Source organism: Bradyrhizobium sp. USDA 3397 (genome assembly GCF_054060965.1).
Map to the genome: position 1 here is coordinate 4781185 of NZ_JBSSDS010000001.1, position 17524 is coordinate 4798708.

A 17524-nucleotide genomic window follows, 5' to 3' on the forward strand; every position below is an offset into this window, starting at 1 on the left:
TTCGTGTCCGGTCAGACTGCTTCTGCGCCGGAGATGATTTCGATGAGTTCCTTGGTGATCTGAGCCTGACGCGTGCGGTTGTAGACCAGCGTCTGCTTGCGGATCATTTCCCCGGCGTTGCGGGTGGCGTTGTCCATCGCCGACATCTGCGCACCGTAGAACGAGGCGTTGTTCTCGAGCAGGGCGCGGAATATCTGCACCGCGAGGTTGCGCGGCAACAGGCGCGTGAGGATCTCGTCCTCTTCCGGCTCATATTCGTAAGAGGTCGCGCTGCCATTCGCAGCGCCTTCCTCGACAACCAGCGGAATGATCTGTTGAGCGGTGGGGACCTGTGCGATCACCGACTTGAATTGCGAATAGAATAGCGTGCAGACGTCGAATTCGCCGTTGTCGAAACGCGCCAGAACCTTCTTGGCGATCTCCTCGGCGTTGACGAAGCCGAGCTGGCGGACGCTGCGCAGGTCCATGTGCTCGACGATCTGCTTGTCGAACTGGCGGCGGAGCTGCTCGTAACCCTTGCGGCCGACGCAGAAGAATTTCACCTCTTTGCCCTGCGCAGCGAGCGCCAGAGCGCGCTCGCGGGCGAGACGCACGATCGAGGAGTTGAAGGCGCCGGACAGGCCGCGCTCGCCGGTGCAGACCAGCAGCAGATGAACCTGGTCCCGGCCGGTGCCGGCCAGCAGCACCGGTGCGCCGGGCGAGCCGACCGCGGCGCTGGCGATGTTGGAGATCACCGCGCTCATCTTGTCGGCATAGGGACGCGCCGCTTCCGCAGCGGTCTGCGCGCGGCGCAGCTTGGAGGCCGCGACCATCTGCATGGCCTTGGTGATCTTTTGCGTCGCCTTGGTGGAGGCGATGCGGACGCGCATGTCTTTAAGTGACGCCATTCTTCGTCCCCAGCGATCAGCCTGCGGCTCGACCGCGACCCTATCCTTTCGTCATGCCCGGGCGTGTCCCGGGCATCCACGTTCTCCGTCTTCCACGCACAAGACGTGGATGGCCGGGACAAGCCCGGCCATGACGGCCTTCTTATGAGAAAGACTTCGCGAAGCCCTCGACCACCGACTTCAGCTTGGCAGCGGTATCGTCGGAGAGATCTCGGCTATCGCGGATCGCGTTGAGGATGTCGGCGTGCTTGCCGCGCAGCAGCGACAGCAGGCCGTCCTCGAACGCGCGCACCTTGTTGAGCGGGAGCGGATCGAGATAGCCGTTGGTGCCGGCCCAGATCACGCAGACCTGCTCTTCCATCTTCAGCGGCGAGAACTGCGGCTGCTTGAGCAGCTCGGTGAGGCGCGAGCCGCGGTTGAGCAGGCGCTGGGTCGAGGCGTCGAGGTCGGAGCCGAACTGCGCGAACGCCGCCATTTCGCGGTACTGCGCGAGCTCGCCCTTGATCTTGCCGGCGACCTTCTTAGTGGCCTTGGTTTGCGCCGACGAACCGACGCGCGACACCGACAGACCGACGTTCACGGCAGGACGGATGCCCTGGAAGAACAGGTCGGTTTCCAGGAAGATCTGGCCGTCGGTGATCGAGATGACGTTCGTCGGGATGTAAGCCGACACGTCGTTGGCCTGGGTTTCGATGACAGGCAGCGCCGTCAGCGAGCCCGAGCCCATGTCCTTGTTCAGCTTCGCCGCGCGCTCGAGCAGGCGGGAGTGCAGATAGAACACGTCGCCGGGATAGGCTTCGCGGCCCGGCGGGCGGCGCAGCAGCAGCGACATCTGACGGTAGGCGACAGCCTGCTTGGACAGATCGTCATAGATGATGACCGCGTGCATGCCGTTGTCGCGGAAGTACTCGCCCATGGTGCAGCCGGTAAAGGGCGCGATGTACTGCATCGGCGCCGGATCCGACGCGGTGGCGGCGACGACGATCGAGTATTCGAGCGCGCCCTGCTCTTCCAGCACCTTCACGAACTGCGCGACGGTCGAACGCTTCTGGCCGACCGCGACGTAGACGCAGTACAGCTTGATGTTCTCGTCCGGCTGCGCGTTGAGCGGCTTCTGGTTCAGGATGGTGTCGAGCGCGATCGCGGTCTTGCCGGTCTGGCGATCGCCGATGATCAGCTCGCGCTGGCCGCGGCCGATCGGGATCAGGGCGTCGATCGCCTTGAGGCCGGTCGCCATCGGCTCGTTCACCGACTTTCGCGGAATGATGCCGGGCGCCTTGACGTCGACGCGCATGCGCTTGTCGGCCTGGATCGGTCCCTTGCCGTCGATGGGATTGCCGAGCGCGTCGACGACGCGGCCGAGCAGGCCCTTGCCGACCGGCGCGTCCACGATGGCGCGGGTGCGCTTGACGGTCTGGCCTTCCTTGATCTCGCGGTCGGCACCGAAAATAACGACACCGACGTTGTCGGTTTCGAGGTTCAGCGCCATGCCGCGGGTGCCGTTCTCGAACTCGACCATTTCACCGGCCTGGACGTTGTCCAGACCGTAGACGCGGGCGATACCGTCGCCGACGGACAGCACCTGTCCGACTTCGGAGACTTCAGCTTCCTGGCCGAAATTCTTGATCTGGTCCTTGAGGATCGCGGAAATTTCCGCGGCGCGGATGTCCATCAGCCTGCCTCTTTCATCGCGTGCTTGATCGAATTGAGTTTGGTGCGAAGCGAACCATCCACCATGCGGCTGCCCAGCTTGACGACGAGGCCACCGATGATCGAGGGATCGACTTTCACGTTCAGCGCGACGTCCTTGCCGGTCACCGACTTCAGGGCAACCTTGAGGGCATCGAGATTCTTGTCAGAGAGCGCCTCCGCCACCGTGACGTCAGCCGTCGTCTCGCCCTTGAACCGGGCCACGAGGGCGCGGAAGGCGCGGCTGACGTCGGCCACCGCGAACAGGCGGCGGTTGGCGGTCAGCACTTTCAGAAAGTTGGCGGTGATGCCGGCGATGCCCGCCTTGTCCAGCACGGCCGAAAGGGCCTTGGACTGGGCGTCGGCGGCGAACACCGGGCTGCGGACGAGGCGCTTGAGATCAGCGCTTTCGTTCAGCATGGCATCGAATTTATCAAGATCGGCTTTGACCTCGTCGACCACGTTCTGGTCGCGGGCCAGCTCGAACAAGGCCGTTGCATAACGGCCGGACACACCTGAAACGGACGTATCTTCTGCAGCCACAGACGCGCTCTTTTTGCTGTCAAACTCGCAAGGGAAAAACCGTCGCCACGAAGCGGCGCCTAGCGATCCAAGCCCTTGGAATTCAAGCGGGACTTCGATTTCCGACCAGCACGGGAGGTGCCGGGCTCGTTAAAATCGCGGCTTTGCTAACATAGCAGGTGCGCAGGTGCAACATGACGCCAAACTAAAGGCATGAGGTTCTGTCGCCAGTTCGTCGCAGCCTCGCAACACATTCCGCGCGAGAGGGGCCGACCGAGGCGGCGACCTGCCACGTCACGGAATTCAGCGCCGGCCCTGCCGCGACACCTCCCATTGGTTCCTGCCCCCAGCGCATAGCGGCCATGAACACGGATCGCTGAGGCGTGAATCCGTTCCCACGAGTTCCACCCGCCGAATACTTATCGAATTCTAAACGCTATAGGCGATGACTTCGCTTTACAGTATTCGCAAGTAACCTAGAGGTTAATAAATCGTTAAAGGCGAAGATCACGGGATATCGGATGAATATCTCGCGACGGTAACAAGATATTTCATGACGACACATACCGGATTTACTGCCCAATTCACGCCTCATTGGGAATCGAAACGCCAAATCGCTCACAAACTGATGGGGGCTCCACTTGCCACAAATGTGGCAATACTAGCTTAGGGACCATTAAATGCTGTCTTTGAAGACGCTGGGCTTTGTGACCCGGCCGCGAACGGCGATTGCTTTCGTCGCCGCAACTCTCCTTGTCGGTGGAACTGCCACCGAAGCTTCCGCCAAATCCAAGCATCGCCATCACCACCGCCACCACGCCCAGACCGAGGCCAACGCGACCGCCGATTGGCGCAATGCCAATGCGTCAATGACGCCGACCTCCGGCACGGGCCGCAGCTTCTCCGGCATCGCGTCCTTTTACGGCAATGAGTCCGGTAGCAAGACCGCCTCGGGCCAGCGCTTCAACCAGAACGCCATGACCGCGGCGCACCGTTCGCTGCCCTTCGGCACCAAGCTGCGCGTCACCCATGGCAGCCAGAGCGTCATCGTCACCATCAATGACCGCGGCCCGTTCATTCGCGGGCGTGTGCTCGACCTCTCCACGGGTGCCGCCCGCGCCATTGGCCTCACCAGTCGCGGCGTCGGCCGCGTCACCGCGGAAGTCGTCTCCTAAAGGCGCGATCCGCGCCTGATCGAGCGCGCAGTTTTCATCAGTTTGCTGCGCACGTGAAACAAGCCCGCGGTCTTGGGGGGACCGCGGGCTTTTTTTGTTTTGTCATTCCGGGGCGCGCGGAGCGCGAACCCGGAATCCATCGCGCGGCAGAGTCGGTGGAGGAATGGATTCCGGGCTCGCGACTTCGTCGCGCCCCGGGATGACGGCGGAGGATTTGGCTACGGCGATGGCTACAAAAAGCTCTGCGGATCGACGTCGACTTCCAGCTTCAGATTGCCTGTCGGCTTCGGGCAGACCGCGAGCCAGTTGCGCAAGTAGTCCGACAGGTCGAAGCCGCGCGCCGATTTCACCAGGATGCGGAAGCGGTAGCGGCCCTTGATGACGGCGAGCGGCGCTTCGGCGGGGCCGAGTACAACGACGCGCTCGTCGCGCGGCGCGAGCGCGACGAGCTTGCGGCCGAAGCCCTCGGCGCCCGGGCGGTCGCCGGCGGAGATGATCAGGCTGGCGAGCCGGCCGAACGGCGGATAGAGCGTCTTCTCGCGCAGCTCGATCTCGCTGTCGTAGAAGGCCTCGCGGTCGCAGGCGATCAAGGCCCGCATCACGGGGTGATCGGGCTGATGGGTCTGGAGATAGCCGACGCCGCGGCCCTGCTCGCGACCGGCGCGGCCGATCACCTGGTTGAGCAATTGCCAGGTGCGCTCGGCCGCGCGCGGATCGCCATTGCTGAGGCCAAGATCGGCATCGACCACGCCGACCAAGTTGAGCCGCGGGAAGTTGTGGCCCTTGGCCACGAGCTGCGTGCCGATGATGATGTCGACGCGGCCCTCCGCGATCTCGGCGAGCTCGCTTCGCATGGTCTCGATCGAGGTGATGAGATCGCTCGACAGCACCATGGTGCGCGCTTGCGGGAACAGCGCCGCCGCCTCCTCCTGCAGGCGCTCCACGCCGGGTCCGACCGCGACCAGCGATTCCTCGGCCGAACAGTTCGGGCAGATGTGCGGGCGCGGCATCGAGAAGCCGCAATGATGGCAGACGAGGCGCTGGCGAAAGCGATGATCGACCAGCCAGGCATCGCAGATGGTGCAGGCGAAGCGATGGCCGCAGGCACGGCACAAGGTCAGCGGCGCATAGCCGCGACGATTGAGGAACAACAGCGCCTGCTCGCGCCGCTCGATCGCGGTTCGGATCTCGCCGGCAAGCCGCGGCGAGATGAAGCGGCCGCGCGCGGGCGGCTCGCGGCGCAGGTCGATGGCCTCGATATGCGGCATGTGCTGGCCGCCGAAGCGCGAGGGCAGCGCGATGCGCTGGTAGCGGTTCTTGCGCGCATTGACCTCGGATTCCACCGACGGCGTCGCGGAGGCCAGCACGACCGGGATTTTTGCGATATGCCCGCGCACCACCGCCATGTCGCGGGCGTGGTAATGCACGCCGTCGTCCTGCTTGTAGGCCTGGTCGTGCTCCTCATCGACGACGATGAGGCCAAGATTGGCGTAAGGGAGAAACAGCGCCGAACGCGCGCCGACGACGACCGGCGCCGAACCTTCGGAGATCGCGGCCCAATTGCGCGCGCGGGTGCGCGGGGTGAGCTCGGAATGCCATTCGATCGGCCGCACGCCAAAACGCTGCGCGAAGCGATCGAGAAACTGGCCGGTAAGCGCGATCTCCGGCATCAGGATCAGCGCCTGCTTGCCGCGGCGGATCACCTCGGCGACGGCTTCGAAATAGACCTCGGTCTTGCCCGAGCCGGTGACGCCGTCGAGCAGCGCAACATGGAAGGTGCCGTTGGCCGCGAGCGCGCGCATCGCATCCACACCGGCACGCTGCAGCGGCGAAAAATCCGGCCGGCCGAATCCCGGATCGGGCGCCGGCGGCGGTGGCGGCGGCGGCATCGGCTCCACCGTGAGCGTGCCTTCATCGACGAGGCCGTCGATGACGCCCGAGGAGACGCCGGCCTCCTTGGCCGCCTCGGACTTGCCGTGCAGCAGCCGGTCCGACAGCAGCGCGATCACGCGCTGGCGCGCCGGCGTCAGACGCTTCGGCGGATCGCCGGTCAGGCGCACGCCGGCGCGCACCCGCTCCGGGCCGAGATTTTCGCCCATGCGCAGGCACATGCGCAGCACCATGCCGCGCGGGCTCAGCGTGTAATTGGCGACCCAGTCCACCACCTGGCGCAGCTCCGGCTTGAGCGGGGGAATGTCGAGCTTCTCGCTGACCTCCTTGAGGCGGTTATGCAGGCGCGGATCGGGATTGGCGTTCTCGCCCCAGACCACGGCCAGCACCTCGCGCGGACCGAGCGGCACACCGACGAGGTCGCCCGCCTTCAGCTCCATGCCGCGCGGCACCTTGTAGGAATAGGTCTGGTCGAGCGCGACCGGCACCAGCACGTCGACCATGCGGGTGGCGGGGGCGGTGGTGTTGCGCGGCGATTGGTCCATGAGCGGGGAATCGGAACCTTGAGGTCTTCAGGCTAGCGTCGCGCCGCGGCCTTAGCGAACGATAAACGAGTGTGATGCGATATACTGTGCGGAATCACCACGTCCAGAGCGCATGAGCAAAGCGGCCGCCCCACACATCGAGCTCGCCAGCGCCGATCCCTCGATCGCGCAGGAGATGGCGCGCTGGCTGGCGCATCTCGGCGCCGAGCGGCGGCTGTCGCCGAAGACGCTGGAAGCCTATGGCCGCGATCTGCGGCAGTGCCTTGATTTCCTCTGTGCCCATTGGGGCGAGCGGGTGACGCTGGAGCGGTTTGCAGCGCTGGAAGCCACCGATGTGCGCGCCTTCATGGCGATGCGCCGGGCCGACGACATCGCCGGCCGCAGCCTGATGCGCGCGCTGGCGGGCCTGCGCTCGTTCGGACGTTTTCTGGAGCGCGAGGGCAAGGGCAAGGTCGGCGCATTGTCGGCGATCCGCGCGCCGAAGGTCGCCAAGAGCCTGCCGAAGCCGCTGCCGATGGCATCGGCCAAACGTCTGGCCGATGCCGACGAGCGCGCCGGCGAGGAGCGCGAGACCTGGATCCTGGCGCGCGATGCCGCGGTGATGGCGCTGCTCTATGGCTCGGGCCTGCGCATCTCCGAGGCGCTGGGTCTCAAGCGCCGCGAGGTGCCGAAGCCCGGCGAGGGCGACGTGCTGGTCGTGACAGGCAAAGGCAACAAGACCCGCATGGTGCCGGTGCTGCAGAACGTGCTCGCATTGATTCAAGAGTACGTCGCGATGTGTCCGTATCCGCTGCCGGCGGAAGGACCGATCTTCGTCGGCGCGCGCGGCGGCCCCTTGAGCCCGCGCATCATCCAGCTCGCGATGGAGCGGCTGCGCGGCGCGCTGGGACTTCCCGACAGCGCCACGCCGCACGCGCTGCGGCATTCCTTTGCCACGCATCTGCTCTCGCGCGGCGGCGACTTACGCGCCATCCAGGAATTGCTCGGCCATTCCTCGTTGTCGACGACGCAGGTCTATACCGGGATCGATTCCGAGCGGCTGCTCGAGGTGTATGCGAGCGCACATCCGCGGCGGTGACGCTGACAAGCTCTCGTGCCCCGGACGCAGCGCAGCACTTCTTCAGTGATGCGCTGCTGAGCCGGGGCCCATCCTCCGGCGCGATCGTTTGCAGCTTCTGGGTCCCGGCTCAGCGTCGCAGCGTTACACGCCGCGCCGCGTCCGGGACAAGAGAGCCGACAGACTGACACACTCTCGTCATAGCTCGCGTGCCTCTTGCGCCGCGCACGCGGTTGGTTCAATCGTACCGAACCAGGACAGGAGAGACTTATGGGCGCACATGAAAGCATGGAGCATGCCGAGCACGCCGAACACGCGTCCGGCTCGAACAAGAAGATCGCCCTTCTGATCGCCGTGCTGGCGCTGTTCCTGGCGATCTCGGAGACGCTCGGCAAGGGTGCCCAGACCGAATCGATCAGCAAGAACGTCGAAGCCGCCAATCTCTGGGCGTTCTTCCAGGCCAAGAGCATCCGCCGCACCGTGGTGGTGACCGCGGCGGAGCAGGGCAAGCTGACACTGGCCGCCGCGGCCGATGCACAGAAGCCCGCCGTGCAGAAGCAGATCGACGACTGGACCAAGACCGCGCAGCGCTACCGCTCCGAGCCCGAGACCGGCGAAGGCACCGAGCAGCTTGCGGACAAGGCCAAGCACGCCGAGCATGCCCGCGACGAGGCGACCGCGAAGTACCACCATTTCGAGCTGGCCTCGGCCGCCTTCCAGATCGGCATCGTGCTGGCCTCGGCCACCATCATCACGGGCATGCTGGCGCTCGCCTATGTCAGCGGCGTGCTGACGATCGCCGGCCTGATCATGACGGCGCTCGGCCTGTGGTGGCCGCATCTGTTGCATTTGCATTGAGGGTAGCGAGCGTTTGCTCTTTCCGCGTCATTGCGAGGAGCGAAGCGACGAAGCAATCCAGACTGCCTCCGGCGAAAGATACTGGATTGCTTCGCCGCGCTCGCAATGACGGAGGATAGAGCGGGGACGCCTGTCCCGGATTGCGCTGCGCTCCATCCGGGCCACGGACGGTCCTTGTGGTGGCGAAGATCACCGCGCCTGATGCACGCTCTTCCTGAAGCGCTGGATCATACGCAGCGTGCGGTAGGACCAGCCCTCGCCGTTGCCGGCGATCAGCTCGCGGATGCGGCGCTTGATCGGGTCGACCAGCTCCGCGGCCTTGGCGCGGATCTTCAGCACTAAGGCGTAGATCCGCTCGAACCAGGGCATCTCCAGAAGCTTGGCGCGCGTGACGTCGAACACGAAGGCGGTGACGCCGACGCCGACGAGCTTTCCGAACACGATCGTGACGAACGCGCCGGTCCAGTATTCATGCGCGAGCAGCCACAGCCCGACCAGCTTGAGCGGAAACAGCGGGACGACGGGCACCGCGAACACGAGCAGCGTCATGGCCGGCGAGAGCGCATCGACGCGCTCCGTCAGCCAATGCTTGAAGCGCGCCAGCGGGATGGCTGCGACGATCCTGGCGACGATCGGCTCGAGATGATCCCACAGCCAGGCTTCGATCAGGAAAACGATCGCAAGCAGGACCCAGACCGGTTGAAGAAGGCGGCGCAGCATGTGTTTCCCGCCCGGTTCGGCGCTGGGCGCGTCGTTACATATGGATGGCTCGCTTGCCGACCGCAAGCGCGGCTTCCTTAACGGCCTCCGAGCGCGTCGGATGGGCGTGGCAGGTGCGCGCGAGATCTTCCGCACTGCCGCCAAATTCCATCAGAACACACGCTTCATGGATCATTTCGCCGGCTTCGCGGCCGATGATGTGCACGCCGAGCACGCGATCGGTCTTCGCGTCTGCGAGAATCTTCACAAAGCCGTCAGTGGTTTGGTTGACCTTGGAGCGACCGTTGGCGGTGAACGGAAACTTTCCGACCGTGTAAGCCGTGCCCGCCTGCTTGAGTTCCTCCTCGGTCTTGCCGACGGAGGACACTTCCGGCGTGGTATACACGACGCCCGGGATCACGTCGTAATTCACGTGGCCGGCCTGGCCGGCGATGATCTCGGCGACCGCGACGCCCTCGTCCTCGGCCTTGTGCGCGAGCATGGGGCCTGCGACGACGTCGCCGATGGCATAGACGCCCTTCAGGCTGGTGGCGAAATGCGGATCGATCTGGACCCGGCCGCGCGCATCGAGCGCGACACCGGCTTCCTTGAGGCCAAGGCCGTCGGTGTAGGGCACGCGGCCGATGCAGACGAGCACGACGTCGGCTTCAAGCGTCTCAGCGGCACCGCCGGAAGCCGGTTCGATTTTCGCGAGCAATGCCTTGCTGTTCACTTCGACGCCGGTCACCTTCGAGCCCAGCTTGAATGCAAATCCTTGCTTCTCGAGGATGCGCTGGAATTGCTTGGCGATCTCGCCGTCCATGCCGGGCAGGATGCGGTCGAGGAATTCGACCACGACGACTTCGGCACCCAGGCGGTGCCAGACCGAGCCGAGCTCGAGGCCGATCACGCCGGCGCCGACGATGAGGAGCTTGCCGGGGACCTTCTCCAGCGACAGCGCGCCGGTCGAGGAGACGATGCGCTTCTCGTCGATCTCGATGCCCTTGAGGCGCGCGATGTCGGAGCCGGTGGCGATCACGATGTTCTTGGTCTCGACCACCTGCGACTTGCCGTCGGCGGAGACCTCGACCTTGCCGGTGCCGAGGATCTTGCCGGTGCCCTTGAGCACGTCGATCTTGTTCTTCTTCATCAGGAACTCGACGCCCTTGACGTTGCCGTCGATGCCCTGCTGCTTGAAGTTCATCATCGCGGGCAGATCGAGCTTCGGCGCGGAAACGCTGACGCCCATCTTGGCGAAGGAATGGCCGGCTTCCTCGAACATTTCGGAGGCGTGCAGCAGCGCCTTCGACGGCATGCAGCCGACATTGAGGCAGGTGCCGCCGAGGGTCGCGTTCTTTTCGACCACGGCGACCTTCATGCCGAGCTGGCTCGCGCGTACCGCGCAGACATAACCGCCCGGTCCGGTGCCGATGACGACGAGATCGTAGGTAGCCATGAGAGAAAGTCCCGTAAGGTTAGGCGTGGTGAGGATGCGTCAGCGCGGCGCGTCAGCGTCCGCCGGACACATCGAGAATGGCTGAGGTGACGTAGGAGGCCTCGTCCGAGATCAGCCAGACGATGGCATTGGCGATTTCATCGGCGGTGCCGACGCGCTTCATCGGCACCAGATGGGCCAGGCGATGGGCGCGGTCGGGCTCGCCGCCGGCAGCGTGGATGTCGGTGTCGATCAGGCCGGGACGGATCGCGGCGACGCGGATGCCCTCGCCCGCGACCTCATGGCCGAGGCCGACGGTGAAGGAATCGACCGCACCCTTGGACGCGGCATAGTCGACATAGGTGTTGGGCGAGCCGAGCCGCGCAGCGACGGACGACAGGTTGACGATGACGCCGCCCGTGCCGCCGTGCTTGGTCGACATCCGCTTCACCGCCTCGCGCGCGCAGAGGATGGAGCCGGTGACGTTCACCGCCATCACGCGCTGGATGCGCTCGGCCGACATCTCGTCGACGCGCACGCCGCTCTTGCCGACGATGCCGCCATTGTTGACGAGCGCCCCGAGCGTGCCGAACTTGTCGGCCTCCTTGAACAGATTGAGGATGTCACTTTCCTCGGCGACATCGCATTTCACCGCGATGGCCTTGCCGTTGCTGGCCGCGATCTGCGCGACCACCTCGTCGGCGGCCTGCTTATTGCTGGCATAGCCGACCACGACGCGGAAGCCGCGCGCGGCCGCCGCAAGCGCGGTCGCCCGCCCGATGCCGCGGCTGCCGCCGGTGATGACAACGACTTTATCCGTCACGCGCGCCTCCATGGTTCGACACGCGCCGTCGCATCAGTTGCGACGGCGCTCGCAAAGCATCAGCGATCAGAGATCGAGCACCAGGCGCGCCGGATCTTCCAGGCTCTCCTTGACGCGGACCAGGAAGGTGACGGCTTCCTTGCCGTCGATGACGCGGTGATCGTAGGACAGCGCCAGATACATCATCGGGCGGACCTCGATCTTGCCGCCGACGACCATCGGCCGCTCCTGGATCTTGTGCATGCCGAGGATGCCGGACTGCGGCGCGTTCAGGATCGGGGTCGACATCAGCGAGCCGTAGATGCCGCCATTGGTGATGGTGAAGGTGCCGCCCTGCATCTCGTCGATCTTGAGCTGGCCGTCACGGGCGCGGCGGCCGAAATCGGCGATGCTCTTCTCGATGTCGGAGATCGACTTGTGGTCGCAGTCGCGCACCACAGGCACGACCAGGCCCTTGTCGGTGCCGACGGCAACGCCGATGTGGTAGTAGTTCTTGTAGATCAGGTCGCTGCCGTCGATCTCGGCGTTGACGGCCGGGATGTCCTTCAGCGCCTGCACGACGGCCTTGGTGAAGAAGCCCATGAAGCCGAGCTTTGCGCCGTGCTTCTTCTCGAACGCGTCCTTGTAGTGCGCACGGAGCGCCATGACGTTGGTCATGTCGACCTCGTTGAAGGTCGTGAGCATGGCCGCGGTGTTCTGCACGTCCTTGAGCCGGCGCGCGATGGTCTGGCGCAGCCGGGTCATCTTGACGCGCTCTTCGCGGGCGGCGTCATCGGCCGGCGACGGCGCGCGGACCTGCACGGCAGCGGCGGGCTGGTTGACCGGCGTCGGCGCCGACGCGGCGCGCTCGATCGCGGCCAGCATGTCGCCCTTGGTGACGCGGCCGTCCTTGCCGGAGCCCGGCACGGTCGAGGCGTCGATGCCGGTCTCGGCCGACAGTTTGCGCACGGACGGCGCGAGCGGCGCATCGGCCGGCGGCGCCTTCGCGGCAGCGGGAGCCGGCGCCGGAGCAGCGGCAGCAGCGGCAGGCGCAGCAGCCTTGACCGGCGCGGCAGCGGGCTTGGCTGCGCCAGCACCTTCGGTGATCTGACCGAGCAGCGCGCCCACGGCAACGGTCGCACCATCAGCAGCGATGATCTCGCTCAGCGTGCCGGCGGTCGGCGCGGGGACTTCGATGGTGACCTTGTCGGTCTCGAGCTCCACCAGGGGCTCGTCGACGGCGACGGGGTCGCCGGCCTTCTTGAACCAGCGGCCGATGGTGGCCTCGGTGACGGATTCGCCGAGCGTCGGCACACGAATTTCAGTCATGGTCTCTTCCTTAATCGTTTTTGGCCGTCATCGTCCGCGCAGGCGGATGATCCAGTACACCGTGACGATCATGGATCAAACGGACGCCGCGGCGTACTGGATGCCCCGCCTTCGCGGGGCATGACAATTGGAATTTCGGTCAGCTCAGTGCTTCGTCCAGGAACGCCTTCAACTGAGCCTGATGCTTGGACATCAGACCCGTTGCGGTCGCGGCGGAAGCGGCGCGGCCGACGTAGCGCGGACGCCGGCTCGCGCCGTTCACCTGGTTCAGCACCCATTCCAGATAGGGCTCGATGAAGTGCCAGGCACCCATGTTGCGGGGCTCTTCCTGGCACCACACCATCTCGGCCTTCTTGAAGCGCGACAGCTCGGCCACCAGCGCCTTCAGCGGCACCGGATAGAGCTGCTCGACGCGCATCAGGTAGATGTCGTCGATGCCGCGCCTCTCGCGCTCCTCGTAGAGGTCGTAATAGACCTTGCCGGAGCACAGCACGATGCGGCGGATCTTCTCGTCGGGGACGAGCTTGATCGCCTCGTTCGGCAGCATCTGGGCGTCATCGTAGAGGATGCGGTGGAAGGTCGTGCCCTTCGCGAGCTCGTCGAGGCGCGACACCGCCCGCTTGTGACGCAGCAGCGACTTCGGCGTCATCATGATCAGTGGCTTGCGGATCTCGCGATGCAGCTGCCGGCGCAGCACGTGGAAATAGTTCGCCGGCGTGGTCGGGTAGACCACCTGCATGTTGTCTTCCGCGCACATCTGCAAGTAACGCTCGAGGCGCGCCGAGGAGTGCTCCGGCCCCTGGCCCTCATAGCCGTGCGGTAACAGGCAGACCAGACCGGACATGCGCAGCCATTTGCGCTCGCCCGACGAGATGAACTGGTCGAACACGACCTGCGCGCCGTTGGCGAAGTCGCCGAACTGGGCTTCCCACAGCGTCAGCGTGTTCGGCTCGGCGAGCGAATAGCCGTATTCGAAACCGAGCACGGCCTCTTCCGACAGCAGCGAGTTGATGACCTCGTAGTGGCCTTGCTCGTGGCCGAGATGGTTGAACGGCGTGTAGCGGCTCTCGTCCTCCTGATCGATCAGGACCGAATGGCGCTGCGAGAAGGTGCCGCGTTCCGAATCCTGTCCGGACAGCCGCACGTGGTGGTTCTCGTTCAGGAGCGAGCAGAACGCCAGCGCCTCGCCGGTCGCCCAGTCGATGCCGTTGCCGCTCTCGATCGCCTTGGCGCGGTTATCGAGGAAGCGTTGAATGGTGCGGTGAACGCGGAAACCGTCCGGCACCTTGGTGATCTTGCGGCCGATGTCCTTCAGCGTAGCGATGTCGACGCCGGTGACGCCGCGCCGCGCATCCTCTTCCTGGTCGGCGATCTTGAAGCCCGCCCACTTGCCGTCGAGCCAGTCGGCCTTGTTCGGCTTGTAGGAGGTGCCGGCCTCGAACTCGGCATCGAGCCGGGCGCGCCAGTCCGCCTTCAGCTTGTCGACCTCGCCCTCGGTGACGACGCCTTCCGCGATCAGGCGCTTGGAGTAGAGCGTCAGCGTCGAGGGATGGGCCGCGATCCGCTTGTACATCACCGGCTGGGTGAAGGCCGGCTCATCGCCCTCATTGTGGCCGTAGCGGCGATAACACCACATGTCGATGACGACGGGCTTGTGGAACTTCTGCCGGAATTCGGTCGCGACCTTGGCTGCGAACACGACGGCTTCCGGATCGTCGCCGTTGACGTGGAAGATCGGCGCATCGATCATCTTCGCCACATCCGACGGATAGGGCGAGGAGCGCGAGTAGCGCGGATAGGTGGTGAAGCCGATCTGGTTGTTGACGATGAAGTGCACGGAGCCGCCGGTGCGGTAGCCCTTCAGGTCGGACAGGCCGAAGCATTCAGCAACCACGCCCTGGCCGGCGAACGCGGCGTCGCCGTGCATCAGGAGCGGCATCACGGAGATGCGCATGTCCGGGGGATCGCCGTGCTGGTCCTGCTTGGCGCGGACCTTGCCGAGCACGACGGGATCGACGATCTCGAGATGCGAGGGGTTGGCGGTCAGCGACAGGTGGATGCGGTTGCCGTCGAACTCGCGGTCCGAGGAGGCGCCGAGGTGATACTTGACGTCGCCGGAGCCTTCGACCGCGTCAGGATTGGCCGAGCCGCCCTTGAACTCGTGGAACAGCGCGCGGTGCGCCTTGCCCATCACCTGGGTCAGCACGTTGAGGCGACCGCGATGCGGCATGCCCAGCACGATTTCCTTCACACCGAGATTGCCGCCGCGCTTGATGATCTGCTCGAGCGCGGGGATCAGCGATTCGCCGCCGTCGAGGCCGAAGCGCTTGGTGCCGGTGAACTTGGTGTCGCAGAACTTCTCGAAACCTTCGGCTTCGATCAGCTTCTGCAGGATGGCCCTGCGGCCTTCGCGCGTGAACGAGATTTCCTTATCGGGTCCCTCGATGCGCTCCTGGATCCAGGCCTTCTGCGCCGCGTTGCTGATATGCATGAACTCGACGCCGAGCGTCTGGCAATAGGTGCGCTCGCAAATCGCGGTGATCTCGCGCAAGGTGCCGTATTCGAGGCCGAGCACGTGATCGAGGAAGATCTTGCGATCGAAATCGGCCTCGCTGAAGCCGTAGGTGCGGGGATCAAGCTCTTCGCGGTTGCGCTGGGCTTCGATGCCGAGCGGATCGAGCTTGGCGTGGAAGTGACCGCGCATGCGGTAGGAGCGGATCAGCATCAGGGCGCGGACGGAATCGCGCGTGGCCTGAAGCACGTCGGCGGAGGAGATGTCGGCCCCCTTGGCCTGCGCCTTGGCGGCGATCTTGGCGCCGACGGCCTTCTCGACCTCGGCCCAGTTGCCGTCGAGGGCGGAGGTCAGGTCATCCTTCGGGGTCAGCGGCCAGTTGTCGCGCTCCCAGGACGGGCCTTCCGCGTTCTTGCTGATGTCGGCCGGCGCGTCGTTCAGGCTCTTGAAGAACTCCTGCCACTCGGCATCGACCGAGGACGGGTCCTTCTGGTAGCGGGCGTAGATTTCGTCGATGTAGGTGGCATTGGTGCCCTGCAAAAAGGATGACAGGGCAAAGGCTGCGTTCGCGTCCTGGCGAGACATACTTGAGTTCCTGGCGATTTCGGTTCGCGCATAACAAACGGCGCTGGCGCCGAGCTCCCCCGACAGGGCTCGACGCGACAGGCACCCTTTACCCTATTTGCTGCGAAACTTCGCCCGGAAAAGCACGAAGGAGTGAATTAGCCTTTCAACTTTTCGGCAAGCGTGTGGCCGAGGCGGGCGGGCGACGGGGACACTGTAATCCCTGCGGATTTCATCGCCTCGGTCTTGGAACCGGCGTCGCCTTTGCCGCCGGAGATGATGGCGCCGGCATGGCCCATGCGGCGGCCGGGAGGCGCGGTAACGCCGGCGATGAAGCCGACCATCGGCTTCTTGCGGCCACGCTTGGCCTCGTCCTTGAGGAACTGCGCGGCGTCCTCCTCGGCGGAACCGCCGATCTCGCCGATCATGACGATCGATTCGGTCTTGGGGTCGGCGAGCAACATCTCCAGCACGTCGATGAACTCGGTGCCCTTGACCGGGTCGCCGCCGATGCCGACCGCGGTGGTCTGGCCGAGGCCTTCCTGGGAGGTCTGGAACACGGCTTCATAGGTCAGCGTGCCCGAGCGGGAGACGATGCCGACCGAGCCGGTCTTGAAGATGTTGGCGGGCATGATGCCGATCTTGCACTCGCCGGCGGTCATGACGCCCGGGCAGTTCGGCCCGATCAGGCGCGACTTGGAGCCGAGCAGCGAGCGCTTGACGCGAACCATGTCGATCACAGGAATGCCCTCGGTGATGCAGACGATCAGCGGGACCTCGGCGTCGATGGCTTCGCAGATCGCGTCGGCTGCGCCCGGCGGCGGCACGTAGATCACCGACGCGTCGGCGCCGGTCTTCTCACGTGCCTCGCGCACGGTGTCGAACACCGGCAGGCCCAGATGCGTCGAGCCGCCTTTGCCCGGCGAGGTGCCGCCGACCATCTTGGTGCCGTAGGCGATCGCGGCCTCCGAGTGGAACGTGCCGTTCTTGCCGGTGAAGCCCTGGCAGATGACCTTGGTGTTCTTGTCGATCAGGATGGACATGAGGTCTGCTTTCGCGAAACTAACAGAGTGAGTGGGTCAGTGGATGCGGCGGTAGACGCCGGTGAGGACGTCGGACCAGCCTTCCGCGTCCGGCGAGAATTGAATCTTCAACGAGTAGGAATCCTCATTGATGATCTCGTAGACGTGGCGCGCATTGCCGCGGAGCGAGCCGCGCACCAGCGTCAGGGTCTTGCCGGCCCACCCGCCTGAGGCGGGCGAAGGCGGCGTGTAGCCGAGCGAGTCGTACCAGAACAATTTGTAGGTCCGGTCGTCGCGGTCGAAGGTGAAGATGCCGTGGGTGGCGAAGACCTGCTTGCCGTCACGCATCTGGACCGAGTCCTGGATCAGATAGAACCCGTTGAGATCCATGCGCGCGACGGTGCGCGAGGTCGCCGGCCCGCCCGCCGTCCAGCGCGACGGGAAGACCATCTCCTCACCAACCCATTCGCCGGCGAACGCGGCGAGGCGCGCGTGCTCGGGGAGTGGAGATGATGCGGCGAGATGGTCTTGGGCCATG

Annotated in this window: 14 protein-coding genes; 3 read left to right on the top strand and 11 right to left on the bottom strand. The window is 65.2% G+C overall.

The genetic code is table 11. The features are described from left to right. Positions 1 to 11: 11 nt before the first annotated feature. From ACVWYQ_RS22045 to ACVWYQ_RS22055, 3 genes are all read right to left on the bottom strand, one after another. Positions 12 to 887, bottom strand: a complete 876-nt coding sequence (locus ACVWYQ_RS22045; protein WP_225158377.1) for a F0F1 ATP synthase subunit gamma — start codon at positions 885 to 887, stop codon at positions 12 to 14. Between the two features lie 142 nt (positions 888 to 1029). Then, positions 1030 to 2559 (bottom strand): F0F1 ATP synthase subunit alpha, encoded by a 1530-nt coding sequence (gene atpA / locus ACVWYQ_RS22050; protein WP_057026554.1) that lies wholly within the window; start codon positions 2557 to 2559, stop codon positions 1030 to 1032. Next, on the bottom strand, positions 2559 to 3119 hold the full coding sequence (locus tag ACVWYQ_RS22055; protein ID WP_456726383.1) for a F0F1 ATP synthase subunit delta: 561 nt from the start codon (positions 3117 to 3119) through the stop codon (positions 2559 to 2561). Before ACVWYQ_RS22055 ends, atpA begins: the two co-directional genes overlap by 1 nt. Positions 3120 to 3778: 659 nt before the next feature. Here ACVWYQ_RS22055 and ACVWYQ_RS22060 point away from each other — a divergent pair. Further along, positions 3779 to 4273 carry a septal ring lytic transglycosylase RlpA family protein gene (locus ACVWYQ_RS22060; protein ID WP_036040689.1) on the top strand — a complete coding sequence of 165 codons (495 nt, stop codon included), beginning with the start codon at positions 3779 to 3781 and terminating at the stop codon, positions 4271 to 4273. Between the two features lie 230 nt (positions 4274 to 4503). On the opposite strand, the gene ACVWYQ_RS22065 is transcribed toward ACVWYQ_RS22060, so the two are convergent. Beyond that, positions 4504 to 6708 (bottom strand): primosomal protein N', encoded by a 2205-nt coding sequence (locus ACVWYQ_RS22065; RefSeq protein ID WP_404544740.1) that lies wholly within the window; start codon positions 6706 to 6708, stop codon positions 4504 to 4506. Between the two features lie 112 nt (positions 6709 to 6820). Between ACVWYQ_RS22065 and ACVWYQ_RS22070 the strand changes: the two genes are divergently transcribed. Then, positions 6821 to 7786 (top strand): tyrosine recombinase XerC, encoded by a 966-nt coding sequence (locus ACVWYQ_RS22070; protein ID WP_157286481.1) that lies wholly within the window; start codon positions 6821 to 6823, stop codon positions 7784 to 7786. 249 nt (positions 7787 to 8035) lie between these two features. Continuing rightward, positions 8036 to 8623, top strand: coding sequence for a DUF4337 domain-containing protein (locus tag ACVWYQ_RS22075; protein WP_157286482.1), 588 nt, complete (start codon positions 8036 to 8038; stop codon positions 8621 to 8623). 189 nt (positions 8624 to 8812) lie between these two features. Here ACVWYQ_RS22075 and ACVWYQ_RS22080 read toward each other — a convergent pair whose 3' ends face one another. The 7 genes from ACVWYQ_RS22080 to ACVWYQ_RS22110 form a co-directional block, all read right to left on the bottom strand. After that, positions 8813 to 9343 carry a hypothetical protein gene (locus ACVWYQ_RS22080; RefSeq protein ID WP_157286483.1) on the bottom strand — a complete coding sequence of 177 codons (531 nt, stop codon included), beginning with the start codon at positions 9341 to 9343 and terminating at the stop codon, positions 8813 to 8815. Positions 9344 to 9377: 34 nt separating this feature from the next. Next, on the bottom strand, positions 9378 to 10778 hold the full coding sequence (gene lpdA / locus ACVWYQ_RS22085; protein ID WP_157286484.1) for a dihydrolipoyl dehydrogenase: 1401 nt from the start codon (positions 10776 to 10778) through the stop codon (positions 9378 to 9380). A gap of 52 nt (positions 10779 to 10830) precedes the next feature. Further along, a complete protein-coding gene (locus ACVWYQ_RS22090; RefSeq protein ID WP_128265196.1) occupies positions 10831 to 11592 on the bottom strand; it encodes an SDR family oxidoreductase in 762 nt (253 codons plus the stop codon). Between the two features lie 54 nt (positions 11593 to 11646). Beyond that, complete coding sequence (gene odhB, locus ACVWYQ_RS22095) at positions 11647 to 12888, bottom strand: 2-oxoglutarate dehydrogenase complex dihydrolipoyllysine-residue succinyltransferase (protein ID WP_157286485.1); 1242 nt, start codon at positions 12886 to 12888, stop codon at positions 11647 to 11649. 139 nt (positions 12889 to 13027) lie between these two features. Beyond that, on the bottom strand, positions 13028 to 15985 hold the full coding sequence (locus ACVWYQ_RS22100; protein WP_456726384.1) for a 2-oxoglutarate dehydrogenase E1 component: 2958 nt from the start codon (positions 15983 to 15985) through the stop codon (positions 13028 to 13030). A 137-nt stretch (positions 15986 to 16122) separates the two neighbouring features. Next, on the bottom strand, positions 16123 to 17007 hold the full coding sequence (gene sucD, locus ACVWYQ_RS22105; protein WP_456726385.1) for a succinate--CoA ligase subunit alpha: 885 nt from the start codon (positions 17005 to 17007) through the stop codon (positions 16123 to 16125). Positions 17008 to 17043: 36 nt separating this feature from the next. Then, positions 17044 to 17523 (bottom strand): DUF1579 family protein, encoded by a 480-nt coding sequence (locus ACVWYQ_RS22110; protein ID WP_271543593.1) that lies wholly within the window; start codon positions 17521 to 17523, stop codon positions 17044 to 17046. Between the last annotated feature and the right edge of the window lies 1 nt (position 17524).

Excerpts from the sequence above, each read along its gene's own strand:
- ACVWYQ_RS22060 (WP_036040689.1), top strand. The coding sequence starts at position 3,779 with ATGCTGTCTTTGAAGACGCTGGGCTTTGTGACCCGGCCGCGAACGGCG.
- ACVWYQ_RS22075 (WP_157286482.1), top strand. The coding sequence starts at position 8,036 with ATGGGCGCACATGAAAGCATGGAGCATGCCGAGCACGCCGAACACGCG.
- atpA (WP_057026554.1), bottom strand. The coding sequence starts at position 2,559 with ATGGACATCCGCGCCGCGGAAATTTCCGCGATCCTCAAGGACCAGATC.
- ACVWYQ_RS22090 (WP_128265196.1), bottom strand. The coding sequence starts at position 11,592 with ATGGAGGCGCGCGTGACGGATAAAGTCGTTGTCATCACCGGCGGCAGC.
- sucD (WP_456726385.1), bottom strand. The coding sequence starts at position 17,007 with ATGTCCATCCTGATCGACAAGAACACCAAGGTCATCTGCCAGGGCTTC.
- ACVWYQ_RS22045 (WP_225158377.1), bottom strand. The coding sequence starts at position 887 with ATGGCGTCACTTAAAGACATGCGCGTCCGCATCGCCTCCACCAAGGCG.
- ACVWYQ_RS22100 (WP_456726384.1), bottom strand. The coding sequence starts at position 15,985 with ATGTCTCGCCAGGACGCGAACGCAGCCTTTGCCCTGTCATCCTTTTTG.
- odhB (WP_157286485.1), bottom strand. The coding sequence starts at position 12,888 with ATGACTGAAATTCGTGTGCCGACGCTCGGCGAATCCGTCACCGAGGCC.
- lpdA (WP_157286484.1), bottom strand. The coding sequence starts at position 10,778 with ATGGCTACCTACGATCTCGTCGTCATCGGCACCGGACCGGGCGGTTAT.
- ACVWYQ_RS22080 (WP_157286483.1), bottom strand. The coding sequence starts at position 9,343 with ATGCTGCGCCGCCTTCTTCAACCGGTCTGGGTCCTGCTTGCGATCGTT.
- ACVWYQ_RS22110 (WP_271543593.1), bottom strand. The coding sequence starts at position 17,523 with ATGGCCCAAGACCATCTCGCCGCATCATCTCCACTCCCCGAGCACGCG.
- ACVWYQ_RS22065 (WP_404544740.1), bottom strand. The coding sequence starts at position 6,708 with ATGGACCAATCGCCGCGCAACACCACCGCCCCCGCCACCCGCATGGTC.
- ACVWYQ_RS22070 (WP_157286481.1), top strand. The coding sequence starts at position 6,821 with ATGAGCAAAGCGGCCGCCCCACACATCGAGCTCGCCAGCGCCGATCCC.